The sequence below is a fragment of the Halopseudomonas formosensis genome, assembly GCF_900115905.1.
Taxonomy (GTDB): domain Bacteria; phylum Pseudomonadota; class Gammaproteobacteria; order Pseudomonadales; family Pseudomonadaceae; genus Halopseudomonas; species Halopseudomonas formosensis.
In genome coordinates, this window is sequence record NZ_FOYD01000011.1 from 1,461 (window position 1) to 26,650 (window position 25,190).

Below are 25,190 nucleotides of genomic sequence, written 5' to 3' on the forward strand. Positions count from 1 at the left end.
TACAGCCACATCCTGGCCCCGGCCAGCACCAACGGCAAGAACTACCTGCCGCGCGTGGCTGCCCTGCTGGACGTTGACCAGATCTCCGAGATCATCAGCGTCGAGAGCCCGGACACCTTCAAGCGTCCGATCTATGCCGGTAACGCCATCGCCACCGTCAAGTCCGACGCCGCGGTTAAGGTGATCACCGTACGCGCCACCGGCTTTGACGCCGTGGCTGCCGAAGGTGGCAGCGCCGCCATCGAAGCCGTTGCCTCGGCCCAGGACGCCGGCATCTCCGCCTTTGTTGGCGAAGAACTGGCCAAGTCCGACCGCCCCGAACTGGCCGGTGCCAAGGTGGTGGTCTCCGGTGGTCGCGGCATGCAGAACGGCGACAACTTCCAGCTGCTGTACAGCCTGGCCGACAAGCTGGGTGCTGCCGTTGGCGCCTCCCGCGCCGCGGTGGACGCCGGCTTCGTGCCCAACGACATGCAGGTCGGTCAGACCGGCAAGATCGTTGCGCCGCAGCTGTACATCGCCGTGGGCATCTCCGGTGCCATCCAGCACCTGGCCGGCATGAAGGACTCCAAGGTGATCGTGGCGATCAACAAGGACGAAGAAGCGCCGATCTTCCAGGTTGCCGACTACGGCCTGGTTGCCGACCTGTTCGAGGCAGTACCGGAGCTGACTGACAAGCTGTAAGCCTGCGGTTCGCTGCAAGCGCCAAGCAGAACCCCCGGTTCTCTCAAGCCGGGGGTTCTGCTTTTTGGGGTTGCTGGCTTCGCCCTATACAGGCCCGCCCGATCACCCAACCCGACCTGCCTTCATCACCACCTCCCATACCCCGCCCCTGCGCTTGCCGCCTGCCGCCCCTGCACCGTACAGTGAGACCTCCGACACCCCTTCAGTCACGAGGTGCCCATGTCATCATTCAGCTTTGCCACTACCGCCCGGATCCTCTGTGAAACCGGCGCTGCCAGCCGCCTGGCCCAGCTCTGCCGCGAGCGGGACGCGCAACGGGTGCTGATAGTGACCGACCCCGGCATTACCCGGCTGGGGCTGCTGAATGACGCCCTGCCCGACTTCGTCGACCACGGCATGTATGCCGAGGTATTCGATCAGGTGCTGGCCGATCCGCCCGAGGAAGTGGTGCTGGCCGCGGTGCGTCAGGCCCGGGAGATGAACGCCCAGCTGGTGATCGGCTTCGGCGGCGGCAGCTCGATGGACGTGGCCAAGCTGGTCGCCCTGCTCGCCCATCCCCACGCCCACCAGAGTCTGGCCGAGATCTACGGCGTGGACCAGGCCCGCGGCCAGCGGCTGCCGTTGATCCAGGTGCCGACCACCGCCGGCACCGGCTCGGAGGTGACCCAGATCGCCATCATCACCACCGGCGAGACCACCAAGAGCGGCGTGGTGTCCCCCCTGCTGTTGCCGGATCTGGCGGTGCTGGACGCCGAGCTGACCCTGGGACTGCCACCGGCGGTGACCGCCGCGACCGGCATTGACGCCATGGTGCATGCCATCGAGGCCTATACCAGCAAACTGAAGAAGAACCCGCTGTCGGACATGCTGGCCCGGGAGGCACTGCGGCTGCTGGCGGGCAACCTGGACGAGGCGGTACATAACGGCAGCAATCTGCAGGCCCGCCAGGCCATGCTGCTGGGTTCGCTGCTGGCCGGTCAGGCCTTTGCCAATGCCCCGGTGGCGGCGGTGCATGCCCTGGCCTACCCGCTGGGCGGGCACTTCCATATTCCCCATGGCCTGTCCAACGCCCTGGTACTGCCCAGCGTGGTGGCCTTCAATGCTCCGGCGGCCGAATCCCTGTATGCCGAACTGGCGCCGCTGCTGGTGCCCGACTGCCAGCCCGGCGACGCCGCCAGCCTGACCGACCAGCTGATCACTGCCCTGTCCCAGCTCAGCCCGCGCTGCAACCTGCCCAGCCGCCTGCGCGATGCCGGGGTACCGGAGGACAGCCTGGAAATGCTGGCCAGAGACGCCATGCTGCAGCAGCGCCTGCTGGTGAACAACCCGCGGGAGGTGACGGAGGCGGATGCGCTGGCGATTTATCGGCAAGCGTATTGAGTAAATGCATCCGCTGAGGTTTCTGGGAGGTTCGAGCACCAGCTCGTACCTTGGCGGGCGCAGGTTACTCCGCGCATCGAGCTGGTGCTCGACGCTCCCAGGGAAGCTTGCCCTGCGTACGTGACATCAACCCCCACTGGCCGGGATGGAACCCGGCCCTCCATTGGATCTGAGAACCGTAACATGACCACCCACCCCCAACGCACCGACTACCCCTACCTGCACCCCATCACCACCCGCTGGCATGACAACGACATCTACGGGCATATCAACAACGTCACCTACTACGCCTACTTCGACAGTGCGGTGAACAGCTATCTGATTGCCGAGGGCGGTCTGGATATCCATCAGGGTGAGCAGGTAGCCTTCGTGGTCAGCTCCGGCTGCGACTACTTCGCGCCCATCGCCTTCCCCGATGCCATTGAAGTGGGGGTGCGGGTAGCGAAGCTGGGCAACAGCTCGGTGCATTACGAGCTGGCGGTATTCAAGGCGGGGACGGCCGAAGCCTGTGCGGCGGGGCGCTTCGTGCACGTGTTCGTCGAGCGCGCCAGCAACCGCTCCTGCCCCATCCCGGAGCGTGTCCGGTCGGCGCTGGAGCGGTTGCGGATCAGCTGATCACTCGAAGGGGCGCTCGTCCCACCAGGGATAGAAGTCCGGGCGATCCTGACTCGGGCGCAGCTTGAACTCGGGGGCGCGTTTCTCCAGGAAGGAGCGCACACCCTCTTTCGCGTCCTCGGATTCACCCATGAAGGCAATCGCCCGGGAGTCGATCTTGTGCGCTTCCATCGGGTGGTCGGCACCGAGCATGCGCCAGATCATCTGCCGGTTGAGCAGGGCGGACATGGGCGCGGTGTTGTCAGCGATCTCGCGGGCCAGGGCATAGGCCGCGGGCATCAGCTCGTCGGGCTCGTGGATGCTGCGGATCAGACCGCCCTTGAGCGCTTCCTCGGCGCCGAACACACGACCGGTATAAGCCCATTCCAGCGCCTGTTGCGGACCCACCAGACGGGGCAGGAACCAGCTGGAGCAGGCTTCCATGGTGATCCCCCGGCGGGCGAACACGAAGCCGAACTTGGCGTTGGTCGAGGCCAGGCGGATATCCATCGGCAGGGTCATGGTCACCCCCACGCCCACCGCTGCGCCGTTGAAGGCACCGATCACCGGCTTGGTGCACTCGTAGATGCGCAGCGACACGGTACCCCCGCCATCACGCAGGTCAGCGCCCTCGGGCTGGTCGGTACGGGTGTGGCGGTTGAAGGTATCCCCGCCCTTCTCCAGGTCGGCACCGGCGCAGAAGGCCCGGCCGGCACCGGTGACGATGATGACGCGCACCGCATCGTCGGCGTCGGCAGCGTCGAAGGCAGCAATCAGCTCACGGCGCATGGGGCCGTTGAAGGCATTCATGCGCTCCGGGCGGTTGAGGGTCAGGGTCAGGATGCCGTCCTGCACCTGATAGTCGAGGGTTTCGAATTGCATGGTGACTCCACAGCGGGTTGTTCCGGATGAGAGTCAGTGTAGGCAGGGGCGCCGGTGGCGACCATTACTCTTGGCGGTTGCTATGGAAGGTCATAGGCGGGGCAGATAAGTCTGCCGGGGGATGGCATGGTGGACGAGCTGGTGCTCGTCCTTCCCGGGAAGCACAGGAGGCTCGCCCAGCCTGGGAACGTCGAGCACCAGCTCGATGAGCGGAGTCCGACAGCTGCATTAGCGCATCCGGCACGCTCGCAGGTACGAGTGATGCTCACCCCCCCCGGGAAGGCGTAGCGCAGGTGCGCTACACCCCGCACCGGGTTGTCGAGCACCTGCTCGACGACAGGACTCGACTCAGCCCTGCTCCACCCGCTCGAACTTCAGATCCCACACCCCGTGGCCCAGCCGCTCGCCACGCTTCTCGAACTTGGTGATCGGCCGCTCGTCCGGGCGGGGAATGTAGGTGCCATCGGCGGCCTGGTTGCGGTAACCCGATGCGGCGTTCATTACCTCGAGCATGTGCTCGGCGTAATGCGCCCAGTCGGTGGCCATGTGCAGCACACCGCCGACCTTCAGCTTGCGCCGCACCAGCTCGGCAAAGGCCGGCTGCACGATGCGCCGCTTGTGGTGCTTCTTCTTGTGCCAGGGGTCGGGGAAGAACAGCAGTACCCGGTCCAGACTGGCATCGGGAATGGCCCGGTTGAGCACCTCGATGGCGTCGCAATCGTAGACCCGCACATTGCTCAGGCCGTTGTTCAGCAGGCCGTTGAGCAGGGCCCCGACACCCGGGCGGTGCACCTCGATACCGATGAAATCCTGCTCCGGCGCCGCCTGGGCCATCTCCAGCAGGGAATGGCCCATGCCGAAACCGATTTCCAGGGTGCGCGGCGCCTGCCGGCCAAAGACCGCATCCAGATCCAGCTGCCCCTGCTCCAGGCTCAGGCCGAACAGCGGCCAGCCCTTTTCCACGCCGCGCTGCTGGCCTTCGGTCATGCGACCGGCGCGCATCACGAAGCTGCGGATGGTGCGGCGCGGCTGGCCCTCGGCGGGCTGCTGCGGATTCTCGTTCACGTCACTCATTTCCGACAAAGGTACCTTCCAGCGGCGAGGAGGCGGCGGCATACAGGCGGCGTGGCATGCGTCCGGCCAGGTAGGCTCCGCGGCCGGCAATCACCGCATGCTTCATGGCTTCGGCCATCAGTACCGGCTTCTGGGCGGCGGCGATGGCGGTGTTCATCAGCACCCCGGCGCAGCCCAGCTCCATGGCGATGGTTGCATCGGAAGCGGTACCGACCCCGGCGTCGACCAGAACCGGCACGGTGGCCTCTTCCAGGATGATGCGCAGGTTGTAGGGGTTGCAGATGCCCAGACCGGAACCGATCAGGCCGGCCAGCGGCATTACCGCGACGCAGCCGATGTCGGCCAGCTGGCGGGCAATGATGGGGTCGTCACTGGTATAGACCATGACATCGAACCCTTCCCTGACCAGCACTTCGGCGGCCTTGATGGTTTCCACCACGTTGGGGAACAGGGTCTTCTGGTCAGCCAGCACTTCCAGCTTGACCAGGTTGCGCCCGTCCAGCAGCTCGCGGGCCAGGCGGCAGGTGCGCACGGCATCCTCGGCGGTGAAGCAGCCGGCGGTGTTGGGCAGAATGGTGTAGCGGTCCGGCGGGATCACATCCAGCAGGTTGGGCTCGCCGGGGTTTTGACCGATGTTGGTGCGGCGGATGGCTACGGTCACTATCTCTGCACCGGAAGCCTCGATGGCTTGCCGGGTTTCTTCCATGTCCTTGTACTTGCCGGTTCCCACCAACAGACGGGAACGGTAACGCACGCCTGCAATCTCGAGGGCGTCTTCTTGTATCTCTGTCATGGTCTTCTCCGCAGGGCCAGAGAGGGGCTGCGTCTGATGCGCTAGCCGCCGCCTATGGCGTGGACGATTTCGACTCGGTCACCGTCATTCAGACGTGTGTCGGCATACTGGCTACGCGGCACAATCTCCAGATTCAGCTCGATGGCCAGTCGCTTGCCGGTCAATCCCAGGCGCTCGACCAGATCGGCCACGCTGATGGAGGAATCGAGGGGATGGGCTTCGCCATTCAGTTGGATCTGCATGGAACAACTCAATGAAGGGTGAATCGGCCGGTAATGATAGCCCGAAATGGGCCTGGCTGACTATTTTCGCCCTAGCCTTTCAGTCGCCAGGCTGCCACGCCGAAGCAGATCCAACCCAGCAGAAAGCACACCCCACCCATGGGCGTGACCATGCCCACGCGCCAGCCCAACAGGGTCAGGGTATACAGGCTGCCGGAAAACAGCAGCATGCCCAGGGCGAACAGGCCGCCGGAAACCTTGAACAGCCGACTGCCGGGCTGGCGCAGCAGCAACAGGCCGACACCGATCAGCGCTGCGGTATGCCACAGCTGGTACTGCACCCCGGTCTGGAATACCGCCAGCATGCCCTCGGGCAACCGCGCGCGCAGGGCATGGGCGGCAAAGGCACCCAGCGCCACCCCGGAAAAACCGCTGATTGCGGCCAGCAGCAGAAAGATCCTTGCCATCAATTCATCCCCCGGATGTTTATACTAGCCCCGATTCTAACCCGACCTGATGGTGGACCGGCGCGTGAAGACAATCGCCCGCAAGACATTCAAGTGGTTGCTGATCCTTATCCTGCTCAGCCTGCTGCCGATTCTCGTGCTGCGCTGGGTGCCGGTGCCCGGCTCCATGCTGATGATCGAGCGCTGGATGGAGGCGCGGGGTAACGAGGGCTTCGAACTGCGCCACAACTGGATTGCCTACCGGCAGATACCGGACAACATCAAGATGGCGGTGATTGCCGCCGAGGATCAGCGCTTTGCCGAGCACCATGGCTTCGACCTGAAGGCCATCCGCGCCGCCATGCAGCACAACCAGCGCGGCGGCAGTCTGCGCGGCGCCAGCACCCTGAGCCAGCAGGTGGCCAAGAACCTGTTCCTCTGGTCCGGGCGCAGCTGGCCACGCAAGGGGCTGGAGGCCTGGTTCACCCTGGCCATGGAGACGCTCTGGCCCAAGCAGCGGATCCTCGAGGTGTACCTGAACATTGTCGAGTGGGACGACGGCGTATTCGGCATCGATGCCGCGGCGCGGCACCACTTCGGTGTACCGCCGGGCATGCTCTCCGACCAGCAGGCCGCCCAGCTGGCCGCCGTGCTGCCTTCCCCGCGCCGCTGGAGTGCAGCAAGCCCGCCCCCCAATGCCCTGCGTCGCAGCCAGTGGATCCGTCAGCAGAGCCGGCAGCTCGGTGGTGCACACTATCTGCGTGAGATGGAAGCGCAGACTCGGCCATCCTGGCTGACGCTGGATTACTGGAAGCAACAGCTGGCGCGCTGAGCGGGGTCAGTCCTGGGCAATGATGGAGATCTGCCCGTTGCGCTCGAGAATCGCGAACTTGATCTGATCCAGGCGCTCCAGCCCCTGGGAGATCCGTGCCGCCTCGAGGATGTCGCTTTCACTGATGCGTGCCCGGTCCATGCGCCGGCGCAGCAGACGGCCCTGCTCCACGACTATCATGGGTTCACCCTCCAGGTGCAGCGAGGCCCAGCTGGAGCGGCGCTTGAGCAGGGAAAAGCCCAGATCGAACAGGATCAACGAGATGATCACCAGTACCGCGTTGGTGACCGAATGATCATCACCCAGCAGCGCCTGGCCGGTGGCCTGACCGATTACCAGCAGCAGCAGGAAATCGAGGGTGGTGATATCCGACAGCGCCCGTCGCCCGGCGATGCGGAACACGATCAGCAGGGCCGGGAAAGTTCAGCCGCGCGGCTCAGACGGCGCGACGCGCCCGGGCACCACGCTGGTAGTCGCTGACCACCAGCAACTGCTCGGCCTGACAATGCATGACGATGGATTCGGGACTGAAGCTCCGGTCGTCATGCACCACCAGCTCCAGCAGGTCACCCCAGAGCAGCGCCGCCTGCAGCTCGGCCGGCTGGCCGTCTATCCACAACTCGCCGGTGAGCTTCTGATAGCGCTGCTGCAGCTCGACCCGATAATGACGTCCGTCGGCATCACGCCAGTGCCAGGCCCCGGCCACCCGCGCCGGCACCACCCACAGGTACAGAGCGTCACCCTTGAAGGCCACCTTGCGGTCGGCACGCCAGTCGCCCATGTCGAAGGCGTGGGAGACGATACGGGTGCCGGGGCGCAGCTCGCCGAGCAGGCGTGGCCGCAGCTCCAGATTGACGGTATGCAGCAGGTACATGGTGATAACGGTGGCGGGGGTGAAATCCACCGCGAACAGGTCCTGTTCGATGAAGGCCACCCGGTGCTCAACGCCCATCTGCTCGGCATAGGCCCGCGACAGGGCGACCCGGCCGGCATCGATCTCCACCCCGACCGCTCTGGCGCCATGCTCCACCGCGGCCGCTACGGGAATGCGGCCATCCCCCGAACCCAGGTCGAAGAGCACGTCATCATCGTCGACCGCGGCCAGGTCGAGCATCGCCTTGACGATACTTTCATGGGTCGGGACGTAGGGCACATCCAGATGCATGCCCAGCTCGTCGTATTCATCGCAGATCGGCAAATCGTTGAACAAACCACACTCCGGCTATTGGAAACAGCCTGACAGCATGCCCTATCTGCGCGCTGAAGGCGATTTTCCAGGCCGCCGGGTGACCGACGGGGCCTGAGCAGGCTATATCCGCATCAGTCCGACCCGTGCAGAAAGGCCTGCAGATGGGTGAGAAACTCCTCGGGACGGTGATGGTGCAGGTTGTGTCCGGCGTCCTCGATCAGTACCCGCCGGACTGCGGCGAAGTGCGCCATGCGACCATCCTGCTCAGGGTCGGAGGCCCAGCTCCGCGCGCCGTACATCAGCAGCACAGGGCAGGTAATCGCCCGCCACAGGTCACTGGGCTCGGGCGAGGCTACTTCGGATGGTCCCGAGGCTCGCACCCTGGGATCGTATTTCCACTGCCAGAGGCCCCGCTCGTTAATACGCATGCCGTGCTCGCACACCTGGCTGGCCAGCTCGGGGCTCAGCAGCGGGTCATGCTCGCGCAGGCGCGCCACGGCCTCGGCAATGGAGGCGTAACAACGGGGCCGACGCAGATCCACCTCACGCGCCTTTTCCACCCACTGACGCAGCTGCTCCAGGCGGCTGCGGCGGTCCCGCCTGGCCCGCGCCTCGGGGGAGAAACCCAGGCCTTCGATCACGCACAGTCGGGCGACCTGCTGCGGAAACAGCGCGGTGTAATGAATGGCCACGTTGCCCCCGAGGGAATGCCCTACCAGATGTATTACCGGAGCACCCAGCTCCGCCAGCAGGGCGGCCAAATCCGGAACCATGTCCACGATGGAATAGGCTCCGCCGCTGCTCCACTCGCTGTCGCCGTGGCCGCGCAGGTCCGGCACCACTACATGCCAGTCGCTGCACAGCTGCCGCGCCAGCTGATCCCAGACCCGGGCATGCTCGAGCCCACCGTGCAGCAGGATCAGGACAGGGGCGCCGATGTTGCCCCAGTCCAGATAGTGCAGGCGCAGACCGCGGCTGTGAAAATACCGGCTTTCCGGTTGACCTGATCGGACCTCTGGCATGGCGTGATCTCAGGTCATCTGGTGCGTCGGGAACATCTTTCCCAGCAGCGCGACCAGATGTTCGTAATGAATGGGTTTAGGCAGAAAGTCCACGGCACCATTGCGGAACAGGTTGACGACGTCATCGCGGTCAGCATGGCCCGAGGTGATGATCACCGGAATTGAGCGTGCACTGGTGTTCTCAGCTGCCAGCAGCTGGAGCAGGCGCAGTCCACTCTGGTCCGGCAGACGCAGGTCCGAGATGATGAGATCCAGGTCTGGATGCATCTTCACCTCGCCGATCGCGGCATCGACCGAAGCGGCGCAATAGCAGGCAAAACCCAGCCCGGAGATGACTTCCTGCACTTCGATGAGGATGTCGTCATCATCATCTATCAAAAGAACCTTTTTCATTTTCAATCAGTCTCTCGTTACCAACTGCGAACTATCAACCGATAAAACCTGCTCCGCACTTTCACACACCACCGGGCCGCCCACCGGAAGGCGAATCTGGAAGCGCGCCCCCTGCCCGGTATTCTCTGCTGTCAGCTCACCACGCATCTGGTTGATGATGCCGTAACTCAGGGAAAGCCCCAGCCCTGTCCCGTCACCGGCCGGCTTGGTCGTCATGAAGGGTTCAAATACCCGGGCCAGCACAGCGGGGGCGATCCCGTCACCGTTGTCCTCCACGACAATGAAGACGTGGGTCTCGGTGCTGTGACAGGTGATTTGCACCCGCGGCGGCTCCGCTCGGCTGATCTCCCTGTGGCTCACAGCGTATTGAGCATTGAGCAGAAGGTTGAGCAGTACCTGTTCGAGCCGGTCCGGGTGCCCCACCACCGGGGGCATCTCCCGCCGGACCACCTCAAGCTGGACGCCGGCCTTTTCCATGCCGTCCTCGACCAGCAGCACGACATTATCGATGCATTGGCCCGGGTCGAAGGGCAGGCCCCTGACTTCCGAACGTCGCCCGAAGATGCGCACATGGTCCACTATTCTCGAAGCGCGGGTGACCTGGCTCTCCACCCGCTCCAGCTTCATGGCCAGATAATCGGGCTCCAGTACCCCCTTGTGCAAGCGTTTGGTGATATTGGCCAGGGCCATGCGCATGACCGTGAGCGGCTGATTGATCTCGTGCGCCAGGCCTGTAGCCATTTCTCCGAGGGTGGCCATCTTGGCACTCTGAAACAGCTGCTCCCTGGCTTCGTGCAGCTGGGTGTCGTCCCGGCCTACCGCCTGTATCTCCACCAGCCGTCCGTCGCTGTCGAACAGGCCTCGTTCCGACCAGATCCACAGGGCGTAACGACCATCACGGGTCCTGGGTTTGAATTCGACGGTGCATACCGGATCTTCAGGGGTCAGGCGGGCGAGCCGGATACGGGTAGCCTGGTGATCTTCCTGGTGCATGAACTGCGAGAGATTGAAATTACCCAGCTGCTCGCTGCTCAATCCCAGCGCGCGCATCATGGTCTCATTGGCAAAGGTCAGCGTCAGGTCAGGCCGATAGCGGCAGATGATCGCCGGCGCATCCTCAACCAGCACCCGGTAGCGCTCCTCGCTTTCACGGATCCGTTCGGTGGCTTCAACCACTTCGCTGAAGTCCATCATCAGGCCCACCACTTCGACCGGCAGCCCCCGGCTGTCCCGCAGCAGCTTGGCCTCGTCCATCATCCAGTGGAACACGCCGCGCCGATCACAGACCCGGTAGCGGCCTCGGCTGTAGCCGGTGCGCAGCAGGGTACGGGTACGCTCGTAATATTGGTCACGGTCATCGGGATGAACAAAGGTCGAGAACGGCATGGCCTGCAGATCCTCCACCGTCCACCCCAGCAGTCGGTACAGGCTCGAGCTGCAGAATTCGAACCTCAGGGCTCCCTCGGAATAGCTCTGCACGAAGATGACCGCTGGTGCATTGTCCAGCAGCCCCTCGAGTCGAGCCCGTGCCGCGGCCGTTGCCTCCTGCTGGCGCTTGAGGTCACTGACGTCCAGCACATAACCGACGATCCGGGGGGTGGGGGTCTGAACCAGCTCGCCCTTGAGCCGCAGCCAGCGCCCTGAGCCCAGCCGCATCTGAATGGCCTCGTTGAGTGTCGACCCCGAGGTGAAAGTCTGCTCGAGACGGCTGGCCAGCATTTCCCGATCCAGCGGATCGAAAATCGCCATGCCCTCTTCAACGGGCATGCTTCCACTTTCATCCAGCTCGAGCCCGAGGCTCTTGGCAAGGTCCGCGGACATGTACAGTCGACGGGTGTCCCCATGCAACTCCCACCAGCCGCTATCCAGCAGCCCTTCCAGCACCACGTTGCGCTCGAGGCGTTGCTTGAGATCCAGATAACGCATGCCGGAACTCAGCGGCGCGGCGAACAGCATCAGCATCGCCACCCAGTCGGCGTCGCTGAACCAGGATATCGGCGGCGCACCCTCCACGCCGGTGGCCACCAGCCATACCCTGACCCCGTCATGCTCCCGATAGGGCACCAGCCAGGCGATCTCGCCGCTGACCGGACAGCGCCAGAGTACCGGGTCAGAGCTATCCAACGCCCCGGACAGCGAGGCCAGGTCGATGGACTCCCAGCGGAAGGGGGCGGCATTCGCCAGATTGGCCTGCGCGTAGAGCAACCATCCCGCCTTGCCCGGCACCAGCAAGCCAAGCCAGGGAAGACGCAGACGCAGACACAGCCCCTCCAGCCACTCGCTCGTTATTTCCCGCATGTATTCCGGTGCGACCTGGCGCATCTGTAACGCCTGCTGCACCGAGTAGCTCTGCACCAGTTCCCGACGCTCATCCTGCTGCAGCCGACATACCAGCCCGCTGTTATCGAGCAGCATCAGGAACCAGCCATCGGCCTGGGGTACCAGCACCCCCTGGCAGTACATCGGCATCCCTTCACGGTCACGCAGGACCATTGAGGACAACTCCACCGGCCAGGTATCCGGGCGTCCTTCAAGCCCTGCCACCGGATGCATCAGATAGGCTGCAAGTCCGCCCGGAACATCGGCACCTTCCGGCAATCGCCTTTGCAATGCCGGGCTGACTTCCACAACCCGACCATCAACGTCGAGGCGGAAATACATACCCTGAGGCTGCGCCGGGAGGCTGACCGGAGGGCGCTGCATCCGGGCTCGTTGGAATAGCCGAAACAGTGTCTTCATTATCATCAGGCGCACAATTTCCGTGATCTAGTCCAGCATATGCAGGACCGCCCGGCACTACTGCTATCTGTGGGAGGCGGCGAGTTTTGGCCAAGCAGCAGCTCTGCCAAAAATATTATAGAGATGTATCACACGTGAGACATTATGACTTTCGGAATAGTCATAGGGTGTAATCTTACGCACAATCCGGTGCCATTGTTATGCTAGGCCATCCTTCAATTGAGCGCCGATCATGCTGCAGACCTGTCTGGTATCGGTTGGACTGCTGTGTTGGGCTGGCCTGTGTGCCATCAGGGACGCACGGCACAGAACCATCCCCAACCACCTCACTCTGGGACTGGCTGCCATTGCGGGAATCTGGCTGCTGACCACCGGCGCCAGTCTGACCAGTGCTCCGCCCATCACTGTCACTCTCGCTGTTGCCGCCGCGCTGCTGGTGAGTGCGCCCGGCTATGTGGTAGGACAGATGGGTGCGGGTGATGTGAAGATGCTGCTGGCCCTTGGCCTGGCAACCGATCCCGGGCATGTGCTTATCAGCGTCGCCGGGGCCGCTGTCACCCTGCTGCTGTGGACCGTTGCCGGACGCCGGCTATGGTCCTGGCTGCCCGAAGCCCTGCGACGGCAGGTGCCCCAGCTGGCGCCTGGACATTCTGCCAGCCTCCCCTATGCGCCCTTTCTCCTGCCAGGCGTGGCCGCGGCACTGCTGATACTGGGCTGAGCAGCTCAACGTTCAAAACTGCCGCCGTCCTTCTCTCCGAAATACTCCGGGATCGGATGATTGAAACTGTCCAGCAGCCGCTGCATGCTGCGCTCTCGTTCAGCCGGTGTGGCACTCTGTACCTGGGTGGACGCTGCGCTTCCCTCCGTCTGCCACTGCAACCAGCGCTCGGTCTGGGTTTGCGGGTTGCCAATCAGTCCACCGGTCACTTCGGTGGCGTTAACGGTGCCTGCCAGCATCAGCGTCAGGCCGGTCAATATCCGCCTATGCATAATCGGTCGATCCTCTATTCAGGTTGGCATTCCACGAGCCTTGGCTCCCCGGCAGGTCCGCGGGCAGAACCGCACACCAGGGCGCGGGAATGCGTTGCGCCGGCCCCACTCCGGGATGGGGAATCAGCTTCAGCGGAACCATCCGCTTCGGACCAGGCACGCACCGCCGCTGCCAGCGGCATCGCCTTGCGCACGGGTGCAGGCTCCGTACGGGTCGCAGCGGGCTGCGGCCGGAGCGGTTGCTCTGTCCCCACTGGGGAGGCTGGCCGAACCTCGGCGGCAGTGATGCCGCGCTGCACCGGGGTCCCGCTCAGTGAAGCGACCGCAGCCGCCATGCCCGCCGGTTCAGGAGTAACCAGGGGTGGGGCGGCCGACGCTGGAGCTGGAGCTGGAGCTGGAGCTGGAGCTGGAGCCGAGGATGGAGCATCCTCACGCTGCATGCTGCGGGCACGCTGCTCGGCGCGGCTGAAATCGCTGCTGGTCAGCCCCCGGGCCGCCACGAGCTCCTGAGCTGCCTGCCAGTTACCCTGATAAAGCAGCAGGGTAAGCATGTTCTGAGCAGCGCGCTGGCTTCCCTCCTCAAGCTCCATGGCCGTCAGCAATTCGAATCGCGCTTCGGCCAGCCGCCGCTGGTTCATGTAAACCACGCCCAGATCATTGCGGATGGCACTGTCAGCCGGCGCCAGAGCCGATGCCGTGCGCAGGTAGCGCTGAGCCTCGGAATGCTTTGCACGACTGGCTTCGATCTGCCCCAGCCCGTGGTTGGCCTGAGCGCTCAGGCAGCTGCCCAGCAGACTGCGATAGAGCGTCTCTGCTTCATTACCGTGGCCGAGGATGCGCAGCAGACGGGCCTTGTGCAGGCGCACCTGAGGCAGATCACCCGGCAGGCGTTCGAGATTGGCCAGCGCAGCGTGTCGCCGGCCGGCGCTGGCCATTTCGCCGGACAGGCCCAGCACCAGCTCCTGATCGGCCGTCAAGGGGTCGCACTGCCTGGTCACACCAACATCCCGCTCGACCAGCCAGGGCGACTCGCCTGCCGAGTGACTGGCACATCCCGCCAGGCTTCCCGCCAGCAGCAGCAGCGCGGTGGCTCGTTTCATCCCATCTCTCCCAAAGCCTTGATAATTGCGACAAAACCCGGACCCGCCAGTACGATAAGCAGCGCCGGGAACAGAAACAGCATCATCACAACCGACATCTTCGCCGACATCCTGGAGACCCGCTCCTGCAGGGTGGTCATGCGCCGATCGTCGAGCAATTCCTTCAACGACAAGAGGGAAGCCATGGCGCCGCCACCCTGATAAAGCAGCTGAACCAGAATGGTGCAACAGTCGGTGAGGTCGTCCACCCGCAGTAACTCCGCCAGCTCGCGCAGCTCCTGTCCCAGCTCCAGACCGGCATCCACTCGATGGAGTACCTGGCACAGTTCGCGGCTCAACTCCGGCAGAATGCGCTCACCTTCGCTGGCAAGCACCCGCAGTGCCTGCTCCACGGTCATCCCGACGTCGAACAGCATGCGCAGCATGGGAATCATCAATGAGACCTCCTGCGCCAACCGCTCCTGCCGCTGCCGAACCCGGGCCGCCAGTACTCGTTTGGGGACCAGAAAGCCCACCGCAAAAGCGACGAACGGGGCCACCCAGGGAAGACGCGGCGGCTCTGCCATGCCCATCTGCAGCAGTATGGCGATCAGGGTGAGACCGAGGGGCAACCCGGCCTGAATACAAAAGAACAGCATTCGCCGGCGACGACTGCGCCATCCCAGCTGGTCCAGCAGCACCAGGGTTTCCGGGTCTGCCTTGCCCAGTCGGTTGGCGCCAGCGCGTTCGCCCAGCTGCATCAGTGCCGAACCGCCCCTGCCGCTGTCACCCAGCCGGGCCATCATCCGCCGGGTGGCCAGCTGCTCGCGCAACCCGACGACCAGCAGCAGGCCTCCAGCGCCTGCCAGCAACAGGGCGCTCAGCAGTATCAGGTTCATCGCGTGATACTCCTCATCATGCGCCACAGCAGCCAGGTGCCAATGAGCTGCAGGCCAAAGGCGACCATCAGCACCAGACGTCCACCCGGTTGCGCCCACATGCCCAACAGCATCTGCGGGTTGCTGAGAAACAGGTACCCCGCCATGGCCAGCGGCATGCAGCCGAGCACTATGGCACTGATCCGGGTTTCCCCGGTCAGCGCGCGCAATTGCCTGGCGGCGCGCTCCCGATCACGGATCAGCGTGATCAGGTTGTTCAGCAGCTCGACCGCATTGCCGCCGTAGCGCTGATTCACCGCCACCCCCATGGTCAGGATGTGGAACTCCTCGCGCTCATAAAGCTCGGCGAAATCCGCCATGGCCTCCGCCAGCGGCATGCCCCGCTGCACGGCATTACGGGTGCGCTCGAGGGCCCCATGCAAGGGCTCCTGGCTGCTCGCCATGCTCAGCAGCATGCCGTCCCCGAGCGTACGCCCCGATTTGAGGCTGCGCACCACGTGATCGAGAAAAGCCGGCAACTGCTGAATCATGCGTTGCAGGCGCCGACTGGCCTGCCACAGCATGTACATCCGCAGCATCAGCGGCGGCAATGGCAACAGTACCAGCAGGGCCAGCCAACCGCCTGTCAGCCAACCCAGCAGCACAATCAGCAACCAGAGTCCGAGCATCAGCACCACCATCCAACCGGGCAGCTGCAACCCCGAACGCAGCAGCTCGCGCTGCAGCCGGCTCATGGACACGCCACCGGCCGGGGTCTGGTCAGTCACCAGCCGCTGCACTACCTTCTCCGAGGCCGCCTGCCGCAGCCCCCGGTGCAGCAGCCAGAGACTGCCCAGCAGCAGGATCAGCCCAAGCCAGAGCGCCGGATTCATTGCCCGTACATCCCCGACAGACCCATGCCGGGGTGGCTGCCACGCAACTTTTCCCCGGCCGGGTTGACCGCCTCACGTACGAATCCACCGTGAATGCCTGTATCCAGACGGAACAGGGTATTGGTCACATACTGGTTATCCCGTAGTCCGACCACCTCCAGAACCTCCGCTACACAACGGCGCCCATCACTGGTGCGGGTGAGCTGTATCACCACGTCTATGGCCGAACAGATGGTCTGGCGCATGGTGCGGTCGTGCACCTGTATGCCGGACAGACCAACCAGCGTTTCCAGACGCAGCAGGGCATCCTGGGCATTGTTGGCGTGGACAGTACTCATGGAGCCGTCATGCCCGGTGTTCATGGCAGTCAGTACATCAAGCACTTCCACACCGCGGATCTCGCCCAGCACGATGCGGTCCGGTCGCATGCGCAGGGCGTTGCGTACCAGCTCGCGGGCGCTGACCTCACCGTGGCCGTCGGCATTCGGTGGTCGGGTTTCCAGGCGCACCACATGATCATGCTTGAGCTGCAGCTCGGCGGTGTCCTCTATGGTGACGATCCGCTCACGGGGGTCGATCATCTGGCTGAGCATATTGAGCATGGTGGTCTTGCCGGTGCCGGTCCCGCCACTCACCAGCACGTTGCAGCGACGGCTCACCATCAGGCGCAGAAAATCCAGGATCGCCTGGTCCAGCGAGCGGGATGCCAGCAGGTCGGAGCTCCTGAGCATATCCCGACTGAACTTCCTGACCGACAGGCAGGGACCATCCAGCGCCACCGGCGGAATCACCGCGTTGATCCGGCTGCCATCAGGCAGACGGGCATCAACCATGGGTGAGGACTCATCGAGGCGGCGGCCCAACGGCGCCAGGATGCGCTGGATGACGCGCAGGAGATGCTGGTCATCCATGAAGCGCAGATCACTGTGATGCAACACACCACTGCGCTCGATGAAGATACGATGCGGACCGTTGACGAGGATCTCGCTCACGCTGTGGTCGCGCAGCAGCACCTCCAGAGGACCGAAACCCACCAGTTCATCAACCAGTTCCTCGGTAAGGCGGTCCAGCTCATAGCGGGAAATGGCGAAGTGGGACTGTCGGGTGTAGTCACCTACCTTGGCGGCAACGAAACGCACCAGCGCCGTGCGCGGCCCTTCGAGCAGGTTATCGCTCTCATCCTCCAGCTGCTCGATGATGTAGCGATGCAACCGGGACTTCAGCTCGGCCACCCCCGGTACCAGCCCGGCCTGCGGCGACCGGTTCATGACCACCCCCCAGCCAGTCGCCGCAGCAGCCCACCGGGCCGCTTGGTCGGGGCACCGGGCGCCAGCGCCGTCGCCAGCTCGCCGACAGCCCGGGTCAGGGCATCCCGGGGCGCCAGCTGAAAGAAGGTGCCGCGCTGGTTGCGGGCACGCAGTCGCAGCTCGGCACTGGCCGGTAACGCCGCCAACAACGGCATTTCGAAGGTGCGGGCCAGTACCTTGGCCGCGGGCGCCACACTGGTGTAGTAGCGATCCACCAGCAGTTGAGCATGCTCGAGCTTGACGCCATCGACCCGCCACTGCGACAGCAGCTCCAGGTTGCGCCGACAGCAGCTGACGCTGGGATCCACATACCAGCACACACGATCGGCCTGGGCCACGAAATTGCGCAGCATTTCGCTGTCCGGCTGTCCGATCAGATTCATTACCACGTGCTCGAAGTTCTGCCTCAGGGTCGCGGTCAGCAGAAAGAGCTCGGAGCTGCTGTAATGCTCCAGCCTTCCGTCGCCGGGCCCCGCCGGCAGCACTCGCAGACCGCTGTCGTGGGCCACGAAGGCACTGTCGATAAGGCTGCGATCAATACGGCGCAGGTTGCGCACCGCGTCGGAGAAGACAAAGCTCGGTTCCAGACCCAGCACGTCCAGACTTTCAGCGGTGGGAACACCGAGATCCACCAGCAGGGTACGCTGATCGGGGCGTTGCATCCGCAGTGCCAGGTGCGCCGCCACCAGCGCCGCATCGGCATCCGGCTGGTTGCCTACCAGCAGTATCAGACGCCCCTGCTCCCTGCGCACCGGCAGCGCCGGCAGACGATCGGTAATACGCCGGACCAGTCCGCTGACCTCGCTGCTACGCAATCCCGCGGTAATGAAGTCCTTGGCCCCGGCGCGCATGGCGGCAATCACCAGTTCATTGTCGAAGCCGTCACCGATCACCACCACAGCCAGCAGCGGCTTGGCTTCAAGCAGACTCTCGATAAGGGCGCACTGGCTGGACATGTTGTTCCTGTCCATGCCCACGAAGACCAGGGTCGCGCCGGTCGCCTCGATGAGCGCGAACAGGGCGTCCAGACGCTGACCGACCCGCAGCACATGCCCCATCTCGGAAAGGGCACCCTGCAACCAGCTGATATCGCTTTCCTGGGACGTGCAGGCCAGAAACGTTCGCATCACCACCTCCTTACCAGGACAGCCCGTTAGCCGGATCGAAATCACCATTCTCCATCAGCAGCATCTGCAGTGCCGACGGGTCGTAGGTGCGCAGCGCCTCCCCGGGCAACTCCGGCTGGGGCGCGTTTGCCGCCAGCGGATTGACCAGGCGTGGCGTAACGATCATCAGCAGTTCCTTTTCCTCTCGCTGCATTCCCGCATTGCGAAAGAAGGCGCCGAGTACCGGGATGTCGCCCAGGCCGGGCAGCTTGTCCACGACCGCACGATTGCTGGTATTGATCAGGCCGCTGATCACCAGGCTCTCGCCGTCGGCCAGCGATATGCTGGTGTCGGTGCGCCGCACATTGAGCGCCGGCACCTGAGTACCGGAAATCACCACACCAGCGGAGTAATCCAGCTCACTGACCTCCGGCGCCACCTTCAGATGGATACGATTGCGGTCGATCACCGTGGGCGTGATATTCAGGCGGATACCGTACTGCTTGTACTCGATCGACAGCGAATCGCTGCCGCTGCTGGGGATGGGCACCGGGAACTCACCGCCGGCAAGGAAACTGGCGCTCTGACCGCTGAGCGCAACCAGGCTGGGCCGGGACAGGGTGTAGGCGAATCCGCTGTTCTCCAGGGCGTTGAGAGCGCCAAGGAACTTGCTGCTACCTCCGCCCCAGACAATATTGAACCCATCGCTGGACAATGGCACCTGGGCACCCGGCGTCAGTCCGCTGACCCCACCAACGGGCACGCTGCCCGGAGCGGTGCCGGGTGAGCCGAACAGGAAGTTGTTCGACTGGGTTCCGAAGATCCGTATTCCGACTTCCTTCAGCTTGGTTCGGTTGACCTCGACAAAGCGGATATCGGTCTGCACCTGGCTGGGTAACGGCGATTCCGTGGGGGCCGGCACCAGCGGATGGGCCAGCGCCGCGGTTGCCTCGCCCTCGACAAACAGCATGCTCTGATGTGGCGTCGCGGCGCAGCGCGTCCACAGACTGACCGAGGTTACCCCCGGCCCCGTGGCCAGCAGCAGTACATTGTTTCGGTCCAGCACCCGGGCCTCGGCCACCTCCGGATTACCCACCGCCACGCGGGTCACCGCCACCGGCAGCTGCAGTTGCCGGTGATGCCCCTGCCGCACCTCCAGCGTGGCCGGCAGCTGGGCCATCCCGGGGCAGCCCTGGGCGCCCTGTGTCGCCGCCTGGGCATTGCCCAGACAGGAAACGGCAAGGCCCAGCATTGCAAGGGCTCGATGGAGGTTCTTGATCAGCATGGTCTGCATCCTTGACTGGCTCAGGGGTGTTGGCGGGAAACATCACTGCCGTGGTAGACCGGAATCCCGGCCGGACGCGCCGGAACCAGGCCCGGCTGCGGACGCGCGCTCTGACGCAGCGCCAGTTTCTCGAACTGGAACAGCTGCCGGTTGAGTTCATCGACCCTGTCTTCCAGCGCCTTGCCGGACTGGTATTGCGCCAGGCGCTTTTCATCGATGCTGCGTACCGCCAGCCGCAACTTGCCGACCTCGCTGGCGAGCATGAAGCGGGTCAGCAGCGCCTCCGGCAATGCCAGCACCGCAGTGCGGGGCTGCTCCGCCCGACGGCTTGCTCGGCCCTCCTGCTCATCGGGCGGAACCGTCAATGGCTCGCCGGTACGATCGGCGCCCAGCGCGTTACCCAGGCTGAGCACACGCAACGCAGGCACCACAACCTGTACGGTACGGTCGGTATTGCGCTCGTCCTCGCGAAGAAACAGCAGTACATCGACGTAATCGCCCGGCTGGATATGGCCCCCGGCACTGATCACTTCATCCACCTGAATGGCCAGTGCACGTTCTTCCGGCCTGATCATGCGGGCCAGAGGGCCACCTGATTCGAAACTGCCGGCATTGAGCACGGTTCCGGCGGGCAGATCCCGCCAGACGATCCGGCCCACCAGCTCACCCGGATCGGAGAAGCTGCCCGGCGGGGCAACCCGCAGGGTTTCTACCAGCAGATCCTCGGCACTTATCTGTGCCATGGCCGGCACGGCGCGGGCGAGCATAACCACGGGCACCCGTTCGACCACCTCGGTCTGCGGTATGCGGGAAAGACTGGACAGATCAACGGTGGCTTCCGGCGCCGATACGGGGCTCGCCTCCACCTCTGGGGCAGGCTGGCTAAGGGTCAGTCCCCAGTAACCGGCGATCCCGGCTCCCAGAAGCAGCACGCCTGCCAGCACCATGGTCACACGACTGTTCATCCCGGCACGCTCCTTGATAGCCCTGTACGGATTCAGACGAGCACCATGCGCTGTCGCCGGTAATGCGCGCGCATGGACATCGCGGTGATTCTAGCCACCCATGCCAAGGCCTCACATCGCCAGATCGATATAGCACCTAGGGAATAGTTAATTGCAGGTAGTCAGAATTGCCTAGTTAAGGAAGCTGCGGACTCGTCTATTATCCGACTTATAACTGCACCAGCTCTGCCAAACCGGATAGGGGGAGATAAAACATGAGTATCAAAGTTGTAACCATGATGGAAAAACTGCGTTCGTTTATCAAGCGCGAAGATGGCGCCTCGGCCATTGAATATGCGCTGATTGCAGGCCTGATTGCAGTGGTCATCATCGGCGGCGCACAGGCTATTGGCCTCGAACTTTCGGATATCTTTAAGACTATCAAAGAGACGCTGAGCGATGCTCGCCCAAGCCCCTGAGACCAATGGACTCACGACCTGTACTATCATTTACAGGTCGTGGGCTTTATAGAGTCGTTTTCCAGTTACCAGTTTGTACTGGAATGTACTGAACGGTAACTTCTCATTCCGGCCGGCTTGCGTCAGAAAGGACGCCGAGGAGCAGCTGCCGATGCGCATTGTGGTACCCCTGAGCCATGCGATGGATCGAGCACTGTTGCATGCGCCTGTCATGGCCGGGCGTATAGACCGTCAGCGCCGCCTGTGCTTCGTCAATCCCCAGTTGTGCGCCACCCTGGGGTACCCCTCGGATCTTCTGCTTGGCTCACGTCTGGAACAGACCTGTCTGTCCGAACTCGACACCCTGCTCGCCCAGCTCAGCCACGATACCAGCGTGGACGGGCCCACCGTGTGCTCACTGCATTATCACCATCCCTGCCTCGGTGAAAGGACCGCCGAAGTCACTCTGACCACGGAGAATGACAGCGCCGCCGGCTGGCTGTTCTTCCTCAAGGATATAACCGAGAGCGAAGCGACACATCCGGCCCTGTGCAACCGCCAGCGCCTGCTCGAACAGGCGCTGAACGGTGCCATCCAGCGCCGCGAACTGGCGTTGCACTATCAGCCGATAGTGGATGCGAACCGCGCCGTGCTGGGTATGGAAGCCCTGGTACGCTGGCAGCATGCCGGCCTGGGGCTGATCTCGCCAGGCGACTTCATGCCCATCGCCGAGCGTAACGGCAAGATTGTCGGCATCGGTCAGTGGATTATGCAGACGGCCTGCGCACAACTGGCGGCATGGCAGCGGGCCCCCCACAGCAGGCACTGGCAACTGAGCGTCAACATCAGTGCCCGGGAAATCTATGAGCCGACCTTCTTCGAGGTTCTGCAGGACACCATCACCGCCTCGGGCGTCGATCCCGCCGGGCTCAAACTGGAGCTGACCGAAACCCTGCCCCTGAGCAGTCCGGACCAGGTGCTCCAGCGCCAGCTCAGGAATCTGGTGGATCAGGGCGTACAACTGGTGCTGGACGACTACGGTACCGGATGTACCTCGCTGAACTATGTCAAACACCTGCCGGTCAGCTGGCTCAAGATCGACCGCTCCTTCGTAGACGGCGTACTGGATGACAGCCGTGACCAGAAGATCATTGCCGCCATTCTGGCGCTGGCTGATTCGCTGGACATCCGGGTGGTTGCCGAGGGCGTGGAGACCCTGGAGCAATTCGACTATCTGCACCGCGCCGGTTGCCATGCCTTCCAGGGCTATCTGTTCGGCCGACCCGTACCGGCGGATCGACTTACCGACCGCGGGCTGGCAAGCTCCGTCCTGCCAGGGAATTACAGGGTTCCAGCATGAAAAACAATCAACCAGTGACCCAGGTCGAAGTCAGCTTTCCTGCCAGTCAGCGCCTGATCTCCGCTACCGATGCGCGGGGTATCATCGTCTACTGCAACGACGAGTTCGTCGAGATCAGCGGCTTCAGCCGCGAGGAACTGATCGGCAGCGCCCATAATGTGGTACGCCACCCGGACATGCCGCCGGCGGTATTCGCCCACATGTGGTCCTACCTCAGGAGCGGGCGCAGCTGGATGGGGGTGATCAAGAATCGCTGCCGCAACGGTGACCACTACTGGGTCAACGCCTATGTGACACCCATTCTGGAAAACAGCCAGATCACCGGTTACGAGTCAGTGCGGGTCAAGCCGGAGCCCGAGCAGGTCCGGCGTGCCACCCTGCTCTATCGCCGCATGCAGGCAGGTCAGGCTCCCCGTGCCAGCAGACCGCTGGGCAACCTGGCTACTCGACTTGCCGCTCCGCTGGTGGCAAGTGGCATCACTGCCGCTGCCCTTGCCCAGGGCAACTACTGGTTGAGCCTGGGAACCTGCAGCGCTCTGCTGTTCGGTCTGCAGATCTGGGCCCAGCACCGCCAGCAGCAGACACTCCAACGCCTGCAGGCAACCGCCGGCGACAGTTTTGACAGCGAACTGATAGCGCTGACCTACAGCGACGAGCCCGCCCCCATCGCACGACTGCAACTGGCGATCATCAGCGAGCAGGCGCGCATCCGTACCGCCCTGAGTCGGCTCAACGATTTTGCCATCCAGACCTCGGAGCTGGCCTCCACCAGCGGCGAGCTGGCCGAGCGTTCCGCCACGGCCCTGCGGCAGCAACGCGACGAAGCTGATATGGCGGCCACCGCCATGAACCAGATGGCGGTCTCGATTGCGGAGATGGCCAGACACATCCAGGATACTGCCGGGGCCGCGCAGCAGGTCAGCGGTCTGACCCAGACCGGCGCCCAGCAGGCCCAGAGCACGCGCCAGGTCATCGAGCGACTGGCGGATACGGTGAGGAACATCAGCCACTCGGTAGACGGCCTGGCTGCCGAGTCGCAATCCATACAGCAGGCAGCTGACATCATCCGTTCGATCGCTGAGCAGACCAACCTTCTGGCGCTGAATGCCGCTATCGAGGCGGCAAGGGCCGGCGAGCATGGGCGCGGCTTCGCTGTGGTCGCCGATGAGGTGCGATCGCTGGCGGCCAAGACACGCGAGTCGACGGAACAGATCCAGCACATCATCGCCTCCCTGCAGGAGGTCGCCGGTCAGGCCGTGTCCGTTGCCCATCAGGGCAGCCGGGAAGCCGAGGCCGGTGTCGTGCACGTGGTAGACACCCAGACGGCTCTGGACGGCATCACCCGGGCCATAGTACAGATTCATGACATGAGCAGGCAGATGGCGGTGGCGTCCAATCAGCAGACCCATGTCGCCGAGGACATTTCGCGGCAGATCACCAGCATTGCCAGTGTCTCGGATCAGAATGCCGAGCTGGCACAGCATTCGGCCCGGACCGGCCGTGAAATGGAGCAGACCGCCCAGGCATTGCACACACTGGTGGCAAGATTCAACCGCTGATGGATGCCCTTGCACAACAGGCCCGGACAACCGCGCCAATGCCTGACGCCAGGGACTGCTCGCCTTGTGATTTGGCCGGCGAGCCAATACCATTTCGCTCGATACGATAAACGACTCAGGATAGTACCCATGCGCTCCTTTCTTTGGCTGCCCCCGTTACTGACTGCCGCCTCCCTCAGTCTGGCGGCGGATCTCACCGCCGAGCAGCCGGATCAGGTCGCCATCTCCCCCGGCCAGTGCTGGGTCCATGCCCCCGTGGCTCCTCGCCCGGTGCGCGAGGAAGTGGAAGTGGTGGTCCAGGAGCCCAGCGTCCGCTACTCGGTCACCCCCGCACAATTGCAGGAAGGAGTGCAGCAGATCGTCACCCGCGAGGGGGTCAGGACCTACCGGGTCATCCCCGCCACCTACAAGCAGGTAACCGAACAGGTTCTGGTCAAGCCGGAGATCGAACGCTCAGTGGTGGTACCGGCCGTGTATGAGGAGCGGGACGCGGTGTTGACCGTGGAGCAGGCCAAGACCGTGCTGGAGCCATGCCAGGCCGCAGGTACCCGATATGCCCGCAGTGGCGCTATCGCCCTGTGTGCCAAAGAAATTCCCGCCAGGGAAGAAACCGTGCAGGTTCGGGTCCTGGTCACGCCGGAAACCACCCGGGTGGTGCGGGAGCCGGCGGTGTATGAAACGGTAACCCGCTGGGTAGTGGATCAGCCTGCTCAGGTAATAGAGCTGGACGTGCAGCCCGAGCTGACCACCCTGGCCAAGGTCGAGACGGTGACACCGGAGCAGACCCGCGAGCGTACCGAACCGGCTGTGACCCGGACCATGAGCGTGACTCGCTACCAGGGTGAGCCTCAGGTCGCTCTTCGCCAGGCCGTCTGTGATTCGGACCTGAAACCCGACCTGATCAGTCGCCTGCAGGCGGCGTTGAACCGACGCGGTTACACCCTGGGCAATGTCGACGGCAAACTGGGCAAGCGCACCATCTCCGCGCTTTCCGAATTCCAGGCCGATCAAGGCCTGGCCGTGGGTGCAGTCACCTATGAAAGCCTGGAAGCCCTGGGCATCCGCTGATCACCCGGCGTGGCCTG

The 25,190-nt window shown here is 63.9% G+C and carries 27 protein-coding genes; 9 read left to right on the plus strand and 18 right to left on the minus strand.

Going from position 1 to position 25,190, the window contains the following annotated elements:
• The 3 genes from BM046_RS16340 to BM046_RS13305 all read left to right on the plus strand — a co-directional run.
• On the plus strand, positions 1–681 hold a 681-nt coding region (locus tag BM046_RS16340; protein ID WP_218150038.1), incomplete at its 5' end, for an electron transfer flavoprotein subunit alpha/FixB family protein.
• A gap of 219 nt (positions 682–900) precedes the next feature.
• Positions 901–2,061, plus strand: coding sequence for an iron-containing alcohol dehydrogenase (locus tag BM046_RS13300; RefSeq protein WP_090540294.1), 1,161 nt, complete (start codon positions 901–903; stop codon positions 2,059–2,061).
• Positions 2,062–2,244: 183 nt separating this feature from the next.
• Complete coding sequence (locus tag BM046_RS13305; protein ID WP_090540296.1) at positions 2,245–2,676, plus strand: acyl-CoA thioesterase; 432 nt, start codon at positions 2,245–2,247, stop codon at positions 2,674–2,676.
• Here BM046_RS13305 and BM046_RS13310 read toward each other — a convergent pair whose 3' ends face one another.
• The 5 genes from BM046_RS13310 to BM046_RS13330 all read right to left on the minus strand — a co-directional run bounded on the left by BM046_RS13310 (position 2,677) and on the right by BM046_RS13330 (position 6,092).
• A complete protein-coding gene (locus BM046_RS13310) occupies positions 2,677–3,537 on the minus strand; it encodes a crotonase/enoyl-CoA hydratase family protein (RefSeq protein WP_090540298.1) in 861 nt (286 codons plus the stop codon).
• Positions 3,538–3,885: 348 nt separating this feature from the next.
• Positions 3,886–4,611: a tRNA (guanosine(46)-N7)-methyltransferase TrmB gene (gene trmB, locus BM046_RS13315; protein WP_090540300.1), complete on the minus strand. Its 726-nt coding sequence runs from the start codon at positions 4,609–4,611 to the stop codon at positions 3,886–3,888.
• Positions 4,604–5,404: a thiazole synthase gene (locus BM046_RS13320; RefSeq protein ID WP_090540302.1), complete on the minus strand. Its 801-nt coding sequence runs from the start codon at positions 5,402–5,404 to the stop codon at positions 4,604–4,606. Before BM046_RS13320 ends, trmB begins: the two co-directional genes overlap by 8 nt.
• A 41-nt stretch (positions 5,405–5,445) precedes the next feature.
• Complete coding sequence (gene thiS, locus BM046_RS13325; protein ID WP_090540304.1) at positions 5,446–5,646, minus strand: sulfur carrier protein ThiS; 201 nt, start codon at positions 5,644–5,646, stop codon at positions 5,446–5,448.
• A gap of 71 nt (positions 5,647–5,717) precedes the next feature.
• Positions 5,718–6,092, minus strand: a complete 375-nt coding sequence (locus tag BM046_RS13330) for a DUF423 domain-containing protein (protein ID WP_090540305.1) — start codon at positions 6,090–6,092, stop codon at positions 5,718–5,720.
• Between the two features lie 49 nt (positions 6,093–6,141).
• On the opposite strand from BM046_RS13330, the gene mtgA reads away from it, so the two are divergent.
• Positions 6,142–6,903 (plus strand): monofunctional biosynthetic peptidoglycan transglycosylase, encoded by a 762-nt coding sequence (gene mtgA, locus BM046_RS13335; RefSeq protein WP_090540307.1) that lies wholly within the window; start codon positions 6,142–6,144, stop codon positions 6,901–6,903.
• Positions 6,904–6,909: 6 nt separating this feature from the next.
• Here the strand turns inward: mtgA and BM046_RS13340 are convergent, their stop codons facing one another.
• The 5 genes from BM046_RS13340 to BM046_RS13360 all read right to left on the minus strand — a co-directional run bounded on the left by BM046_RS13340 (position 6,910) and on the right by BM046_RS13360 (position 12,210).
• Positions 6,910–7,314, minus strand: coding sequence for a DUF421 domain-containing protein (locus BM046_RS13340; RefSeq protein WP_090540308.1), 405 nt, complete (start codon positions 7,312–7,314; stop codon positions 6,910–6,912).
• Positions 7,315–7,339: 25 nt separating this feature from the next.
• Entirely contained in the window at positions 7,340–8,113 is a 774-nt protein-coding gene (locus tag BM046_RS13345) for a class I SAM-dependent methyltransferase (protein WP_090540309.1), read from the minus strand.
• Between the two features lie 110 nt (positions 8,114–8,223).
• Entirely contained in the window at positions 8,224–9,114 is an 891-nt protein-coding gene (locus BM046_RS13350; RefSeq protein ID WP_090540311.1) for an alpha/beta fold hydrolase, read from the minus strand.
• A 9-nt stretch (positions 9,115–9,123) separates the two neighbouring features.
• Complete coding sequence (locus BM046_RS13355; protein ID WP_090540313.1) at positions 9,124–9,507, minus strand: response regulator; 384 nt, start codon at positions 9,505–9,507, stop codon at positions 9,124–9,126.
• Between the two features lie 6 nt (positions 9,508–9,513).
• The gene (locus tag BM046_RS13360) at positions 9,514–12,210 is read right to left on the minus strand and encodes a PAS domain-containing sensor histidine kinase (protein ID WP_177197872.1); all 2,697 of its coding nucleotides are present in this window, start codon (positions 12,208–12,210) and stop codon (positions 9,514–9,516) included.
• Between the two features lie 268 nt (positions 12,211–12,478).
• Between BM046_RS13360 and BM046_RS13365 the strand changes: the two genes are divergently transcribed.
• Positions 12,479–12,964 carry a prepilin peptidase gene (locus BM046_RS13365; protein ID WP_090540317.1) on the plus strand — a complete coding sequence of 162 codons (486 nt, stop codon included), beginning with the start codon at positions 12,479–12,481 and terminating at the stop codon, positions 12,962–12,964.
• 5 nt (positions 12,965–12,969) lie between these two features.
• Here BM046_RS13365 and BM046_RS13370 read toward each other — a convergent pair whose 3' ends face one another.
• The 8 genes from BM046_RS13370 to cpaB are packed head-to-tail and all read right to left on the minus strand — an operon-like array spanning position 12,970 to position 20,749.
• Positions 12,970–13,236, minus strand: coding sequence for a DUF3613 domain-containing protein (locus tag BM046_RS13370; protein ID WP_090540318.1), 267 nt, complete (start codon positions 13,234–13,236; stop codon positions 12,970–12,972).
• 14 nt (positions 13,237–13,250) lie between these two features.
• Positions 13,251–14,336 (minus strand): tetratricopeptide repeat protein, encoded by a 1,086-nt coding sequence (locus BM046_RS16165; protein WP_143084199.1) that lies wholly within the window; start codon positions 14,334–14,336, stop codon positions 13,251–13,253.
• The gene (locus tag BM046_RS13380; protein ID WP_407920447.1) at positions 14,333–15,208 is read right to left on the minus strand and encodes a type II secretion system F family protein; all 876 of its coding nucleotides are present in this window, start codon (positions 15,206–15,208) and stop codon (positions 14,333–14,335) included. The genes BM046_RS16165 and BM046_RS13380 overlap by 4 nt, the downstream gene beginning before the upstream one ends.
• Before the next feature lie 2 nt (positions 15,209–15,210).
• The gene (locus tag BM046_RS13385) at positions 15,211–16,086 is read right to left on the minus strand and encodes a type II secretion system F family protein (RefSeq protein WP_090540322.1); all 876 of its coding nucleotides are present in this window, start codon (positions 16,084–16,086) and stop codon (positions 15,211–15,213) included.
• Positions 16,083–17,354: a CpaF family protein gene (locus BM046_RS13390; protein ID WP_090540324.1), complete on the minus strand. Its 1,272-nt coding sequence runs from the start codon at positions 17,352–17,354 to the stop codon at positions 16,083–16,085. The genes BM046_RS13385 and BM046_RS13390 overlap by 4 nt, the downstream gene beginning before the upstream one ends.
• Positions 17,351–18,520 (minus strand): pilus assembly protein, encoded by a 1,170-nt coding sequence (locus BM046_RS13395; protein WP_177197873.1) that lies wholly within the window; start codon positions 18,518–18,520, stop codon positions 17,351–17,353. Before BM046_RS13395 ends, BM046_RS13390 begins: the two co-directional genes overlap by 4 nt.
• Positions 18,521–18,530: 10 nt before the next feature.
• The gene (locus BM046_RS13400) at positions 18,531–19,793 is read right to left on the minus strand and encodes a type II and III secretion system protein family protein (RefSeq protein ID WP_407046226.1); all 1,263 of its coding nucleotides are present in this window, start codon (positions 19,791–19,793) and stop codon (positions 18,531–18,533) included.
• Between the two features lie 11 nt (positions 19,794–19,804).
• Entirely contained in the window at positions 19,805–20,749 is a 945-nt protein-coding gene (cpaB, locus tag BM046_RS13405) for a Flp pilus assembly protein CpaB (RefSeq protein ID WP_090540330.1), read from the minus strand.
• A 254-nt stretch (positions 20,750–21,003) separates the two neighbouring features.
• On the opposite strand from cpaB, the gene BM046_RS16515 reads away from it, so the two are divergent.
• The 4 genes from BM046_RS16515 (at position 21,004) to BM046_RS13425 (ending at position 25,173) form a co-directional block, all read left to right on the plus strand.
• Entirely contained in the window at positions 21,004–21,207 is a 204-nt protein-coding gene (locus BM046_RS16515; RefSeq protein ID WP_218150039.1) for a Flp family type IVb pilin, read from the plus strand.
• Between the two features lie 151 nt (positions 21,208–21,358).
• Positions 21,359–22,546 (plus strand): sensor domain-containing protein, encoded by a 1,188-nt coding sequence (locus BM046_RS13415; RefSeq protein WP_090540334.1) that lies wholly within the window; start codon positions 21,359–21,361, stop codon positions 22,544–22,546.
• Positions 22,543–24,105, plus strand: coding sequence for a methyl-accepting chemotaxis protein (locus tag BM046_RS13420; RefSeq protein ID WP_090540336.1), 1,563 nt, complete (start codon positions 22,543–22,545; stop codon positions 24,103–24,105). Before BM046_RS13415 ends, BM046_RS13420 begins: the two co-directional genes overlap by 4 nt.
• 129 nt (positions 24,106–24,234) lie before the next feature.
• On the plus strand, positions 24,235–25,173 hold the full coding sequence (locus BM046_RS13425; protein ID WP_177197874.1) for a peptidoglycan-binding domain-containing protein: 939 nt from the start codon (positions 24,235–24,237) through the stop codon (positions 25,171–25,173).
• Positions 25,174–25,190: the final 17 nt, after the last annotated feature.

Bases quoted from the DNA above. Each gene is read 5' to 3' on its own strand.
- BM046_RS13395 (WP_177197873.1), bottom strand. From the start codon at position 18,520: ATGCGAACGTTTCTGGCCTGCACGTCCCAGGAAAGCGATATCAGCTGG.
- BM046_RS13350 (WP_090540311.1), bottom strand. From the start codon at position 9,114: ATGCCAGAGGTCCGATCAGGTCAACCGGAAAGCCGGTATTTTCACAGC.
- BM046_RS13360 (WP_177197872.1), bottom strand. From the start codon at position 12,210: ATGCAGCGCCCTCCGGTCAGCCTCCCGGCGCAGCCTCAGGGTATGTAT.
- BM046_RS13420 (WP_090540336.1), top strand. From the start codon at position 22,543: ATGAAAAACAATCAACCAGTGACCCAGGTCGAAGTCAGCTTTCCTGCC.
- mtgA (WP_090540307.1), top strand. From the start codon at position 6,142: ATGGTGGACCGGCGCGTGAAGACAATCGCCCGCAAGACATTCAAGTGG.
- BM046_RS13415 (WP_090540334.1), top strand. From the start codon at position 21,359: ATGCGCATTGTGGTACCCCTGAGCCATGCGATGGATCGAGCACTGTTG.
- BM046_RS13330 (WP_090540305.1), bottom strand. From the start codon at position 6,092: ATGGCAAGGATCTTTCTGCTGCTGGCCGCAATCAGCGGTTTTTCCGGG.
- BM046_RS13370 (WP_090540318.1), bottom strand. From the start codon at position 13,236: ATGCATAGGCGGATATTGACCGGCCTGACGCTGATGCTGGCAGGCACC.
- BM046_RS13390 (WP_090540324.1), bottom strand. From the start codon at position 17,354: ATGAACCGGTCGCCGCAGGCCGGGCTGGTACCGGGGGTGGCCGAGCTG.
- BM046_RS13300 (WP_090540294.1), top strand. From the start codon at position 901: ATGTCATCATTCAGCTTTGCCACTACCGCCCGGATCCTCTGTGAAACC.
- BM046_RS13310 (WP_090540298.1), bottom strand. From the start codon at position 3,537: ATGCAATTCGAAACCCTCGACTATCAGGTGCAGGACGGCATCCTGACC.
- BM046_RS13320 (WP_090540302.1), bottom strand. From the start codon at position 5,404: ATGACAGAGATACAAGAAGACGCCCTCGAGATTGCAGGCGTGCGTTAC.
- BM046_RS13305 (WP_090540296.1), top strand. From the start codon at position 2,245: ATGACCACCCACCCCCAACGCACCGACTACCCCTACCTGCACCCCATC.
- BM046_RS16165 (WP_143084199.1), bottom strand. From the start codon at position 14,336: ATGAAACGAGCCACCGCGCTGCTGCTGCTGGCGGGAAGCCTGGCGGGA.
- trmB (WP_090540300.1), bottom strand. From the start codon at position 4,611: ATGAGTGACGTGAACGAGAATCCGCAGCAGCCCGCCGAGGGCCAGCCG.
- cpaB (WP_090540330.1), bottom strand. From the start codon at position 20,749: ATGAACAGTCGTGTGACCATGGTGCTGGCAGGCGTGCTGCTTCTGGGA.
- BM046_RS13365 (WP_090540317.1), top strand. From the start codon at position 12,479: ATGCTGCAGACCTGTCTGGTATCGGTTGGACTGCTGTGTTGGGCTGGC.
- thiS (WP_090540304.1), bottom strand. From the start codon at position 5,646: ATGCAGATCCAACTGAATGGCGAAGCCCATCCCCTCGATTCCTCCATC.
- BM046_RS16515 (WP_218150039.1), top strand. From the start codon at position 21,004: ATGAGTATCAAAGTTGTAACCATGATGGAAAAACTGCGTTCGTTTATC.
- BM046_RS13400 (WP_407046226.1), bottom strand. From the start codon at position 19,793: ATGCAGACCATGCTGATCAAGAACCTCCATCGAGCCCTTGCAATGCTG.
- BM046_RS13385 (WP_090540322.1), bottom strand. From the start codon at position 16,086: ATGAATCCGGCGCTCTGGCTTGGGCTGATCCTGCTGCTGGGCAGTCTC.
- BM046_RS13425 (WP_177197874.1), top strand. From the start codon at position 24,235: ATGCGCTCCTTTCTTTGGCTGCCCCCGTTACTGACTGCCGCCTCCCTC.
- BM046_RS13355 (WP_090540313.1), bottom strand. From the start codon at position 9,507: ATGAAAAAGGTTCTTTTGATAGATGATGATGACGACATCCTCATCGAA.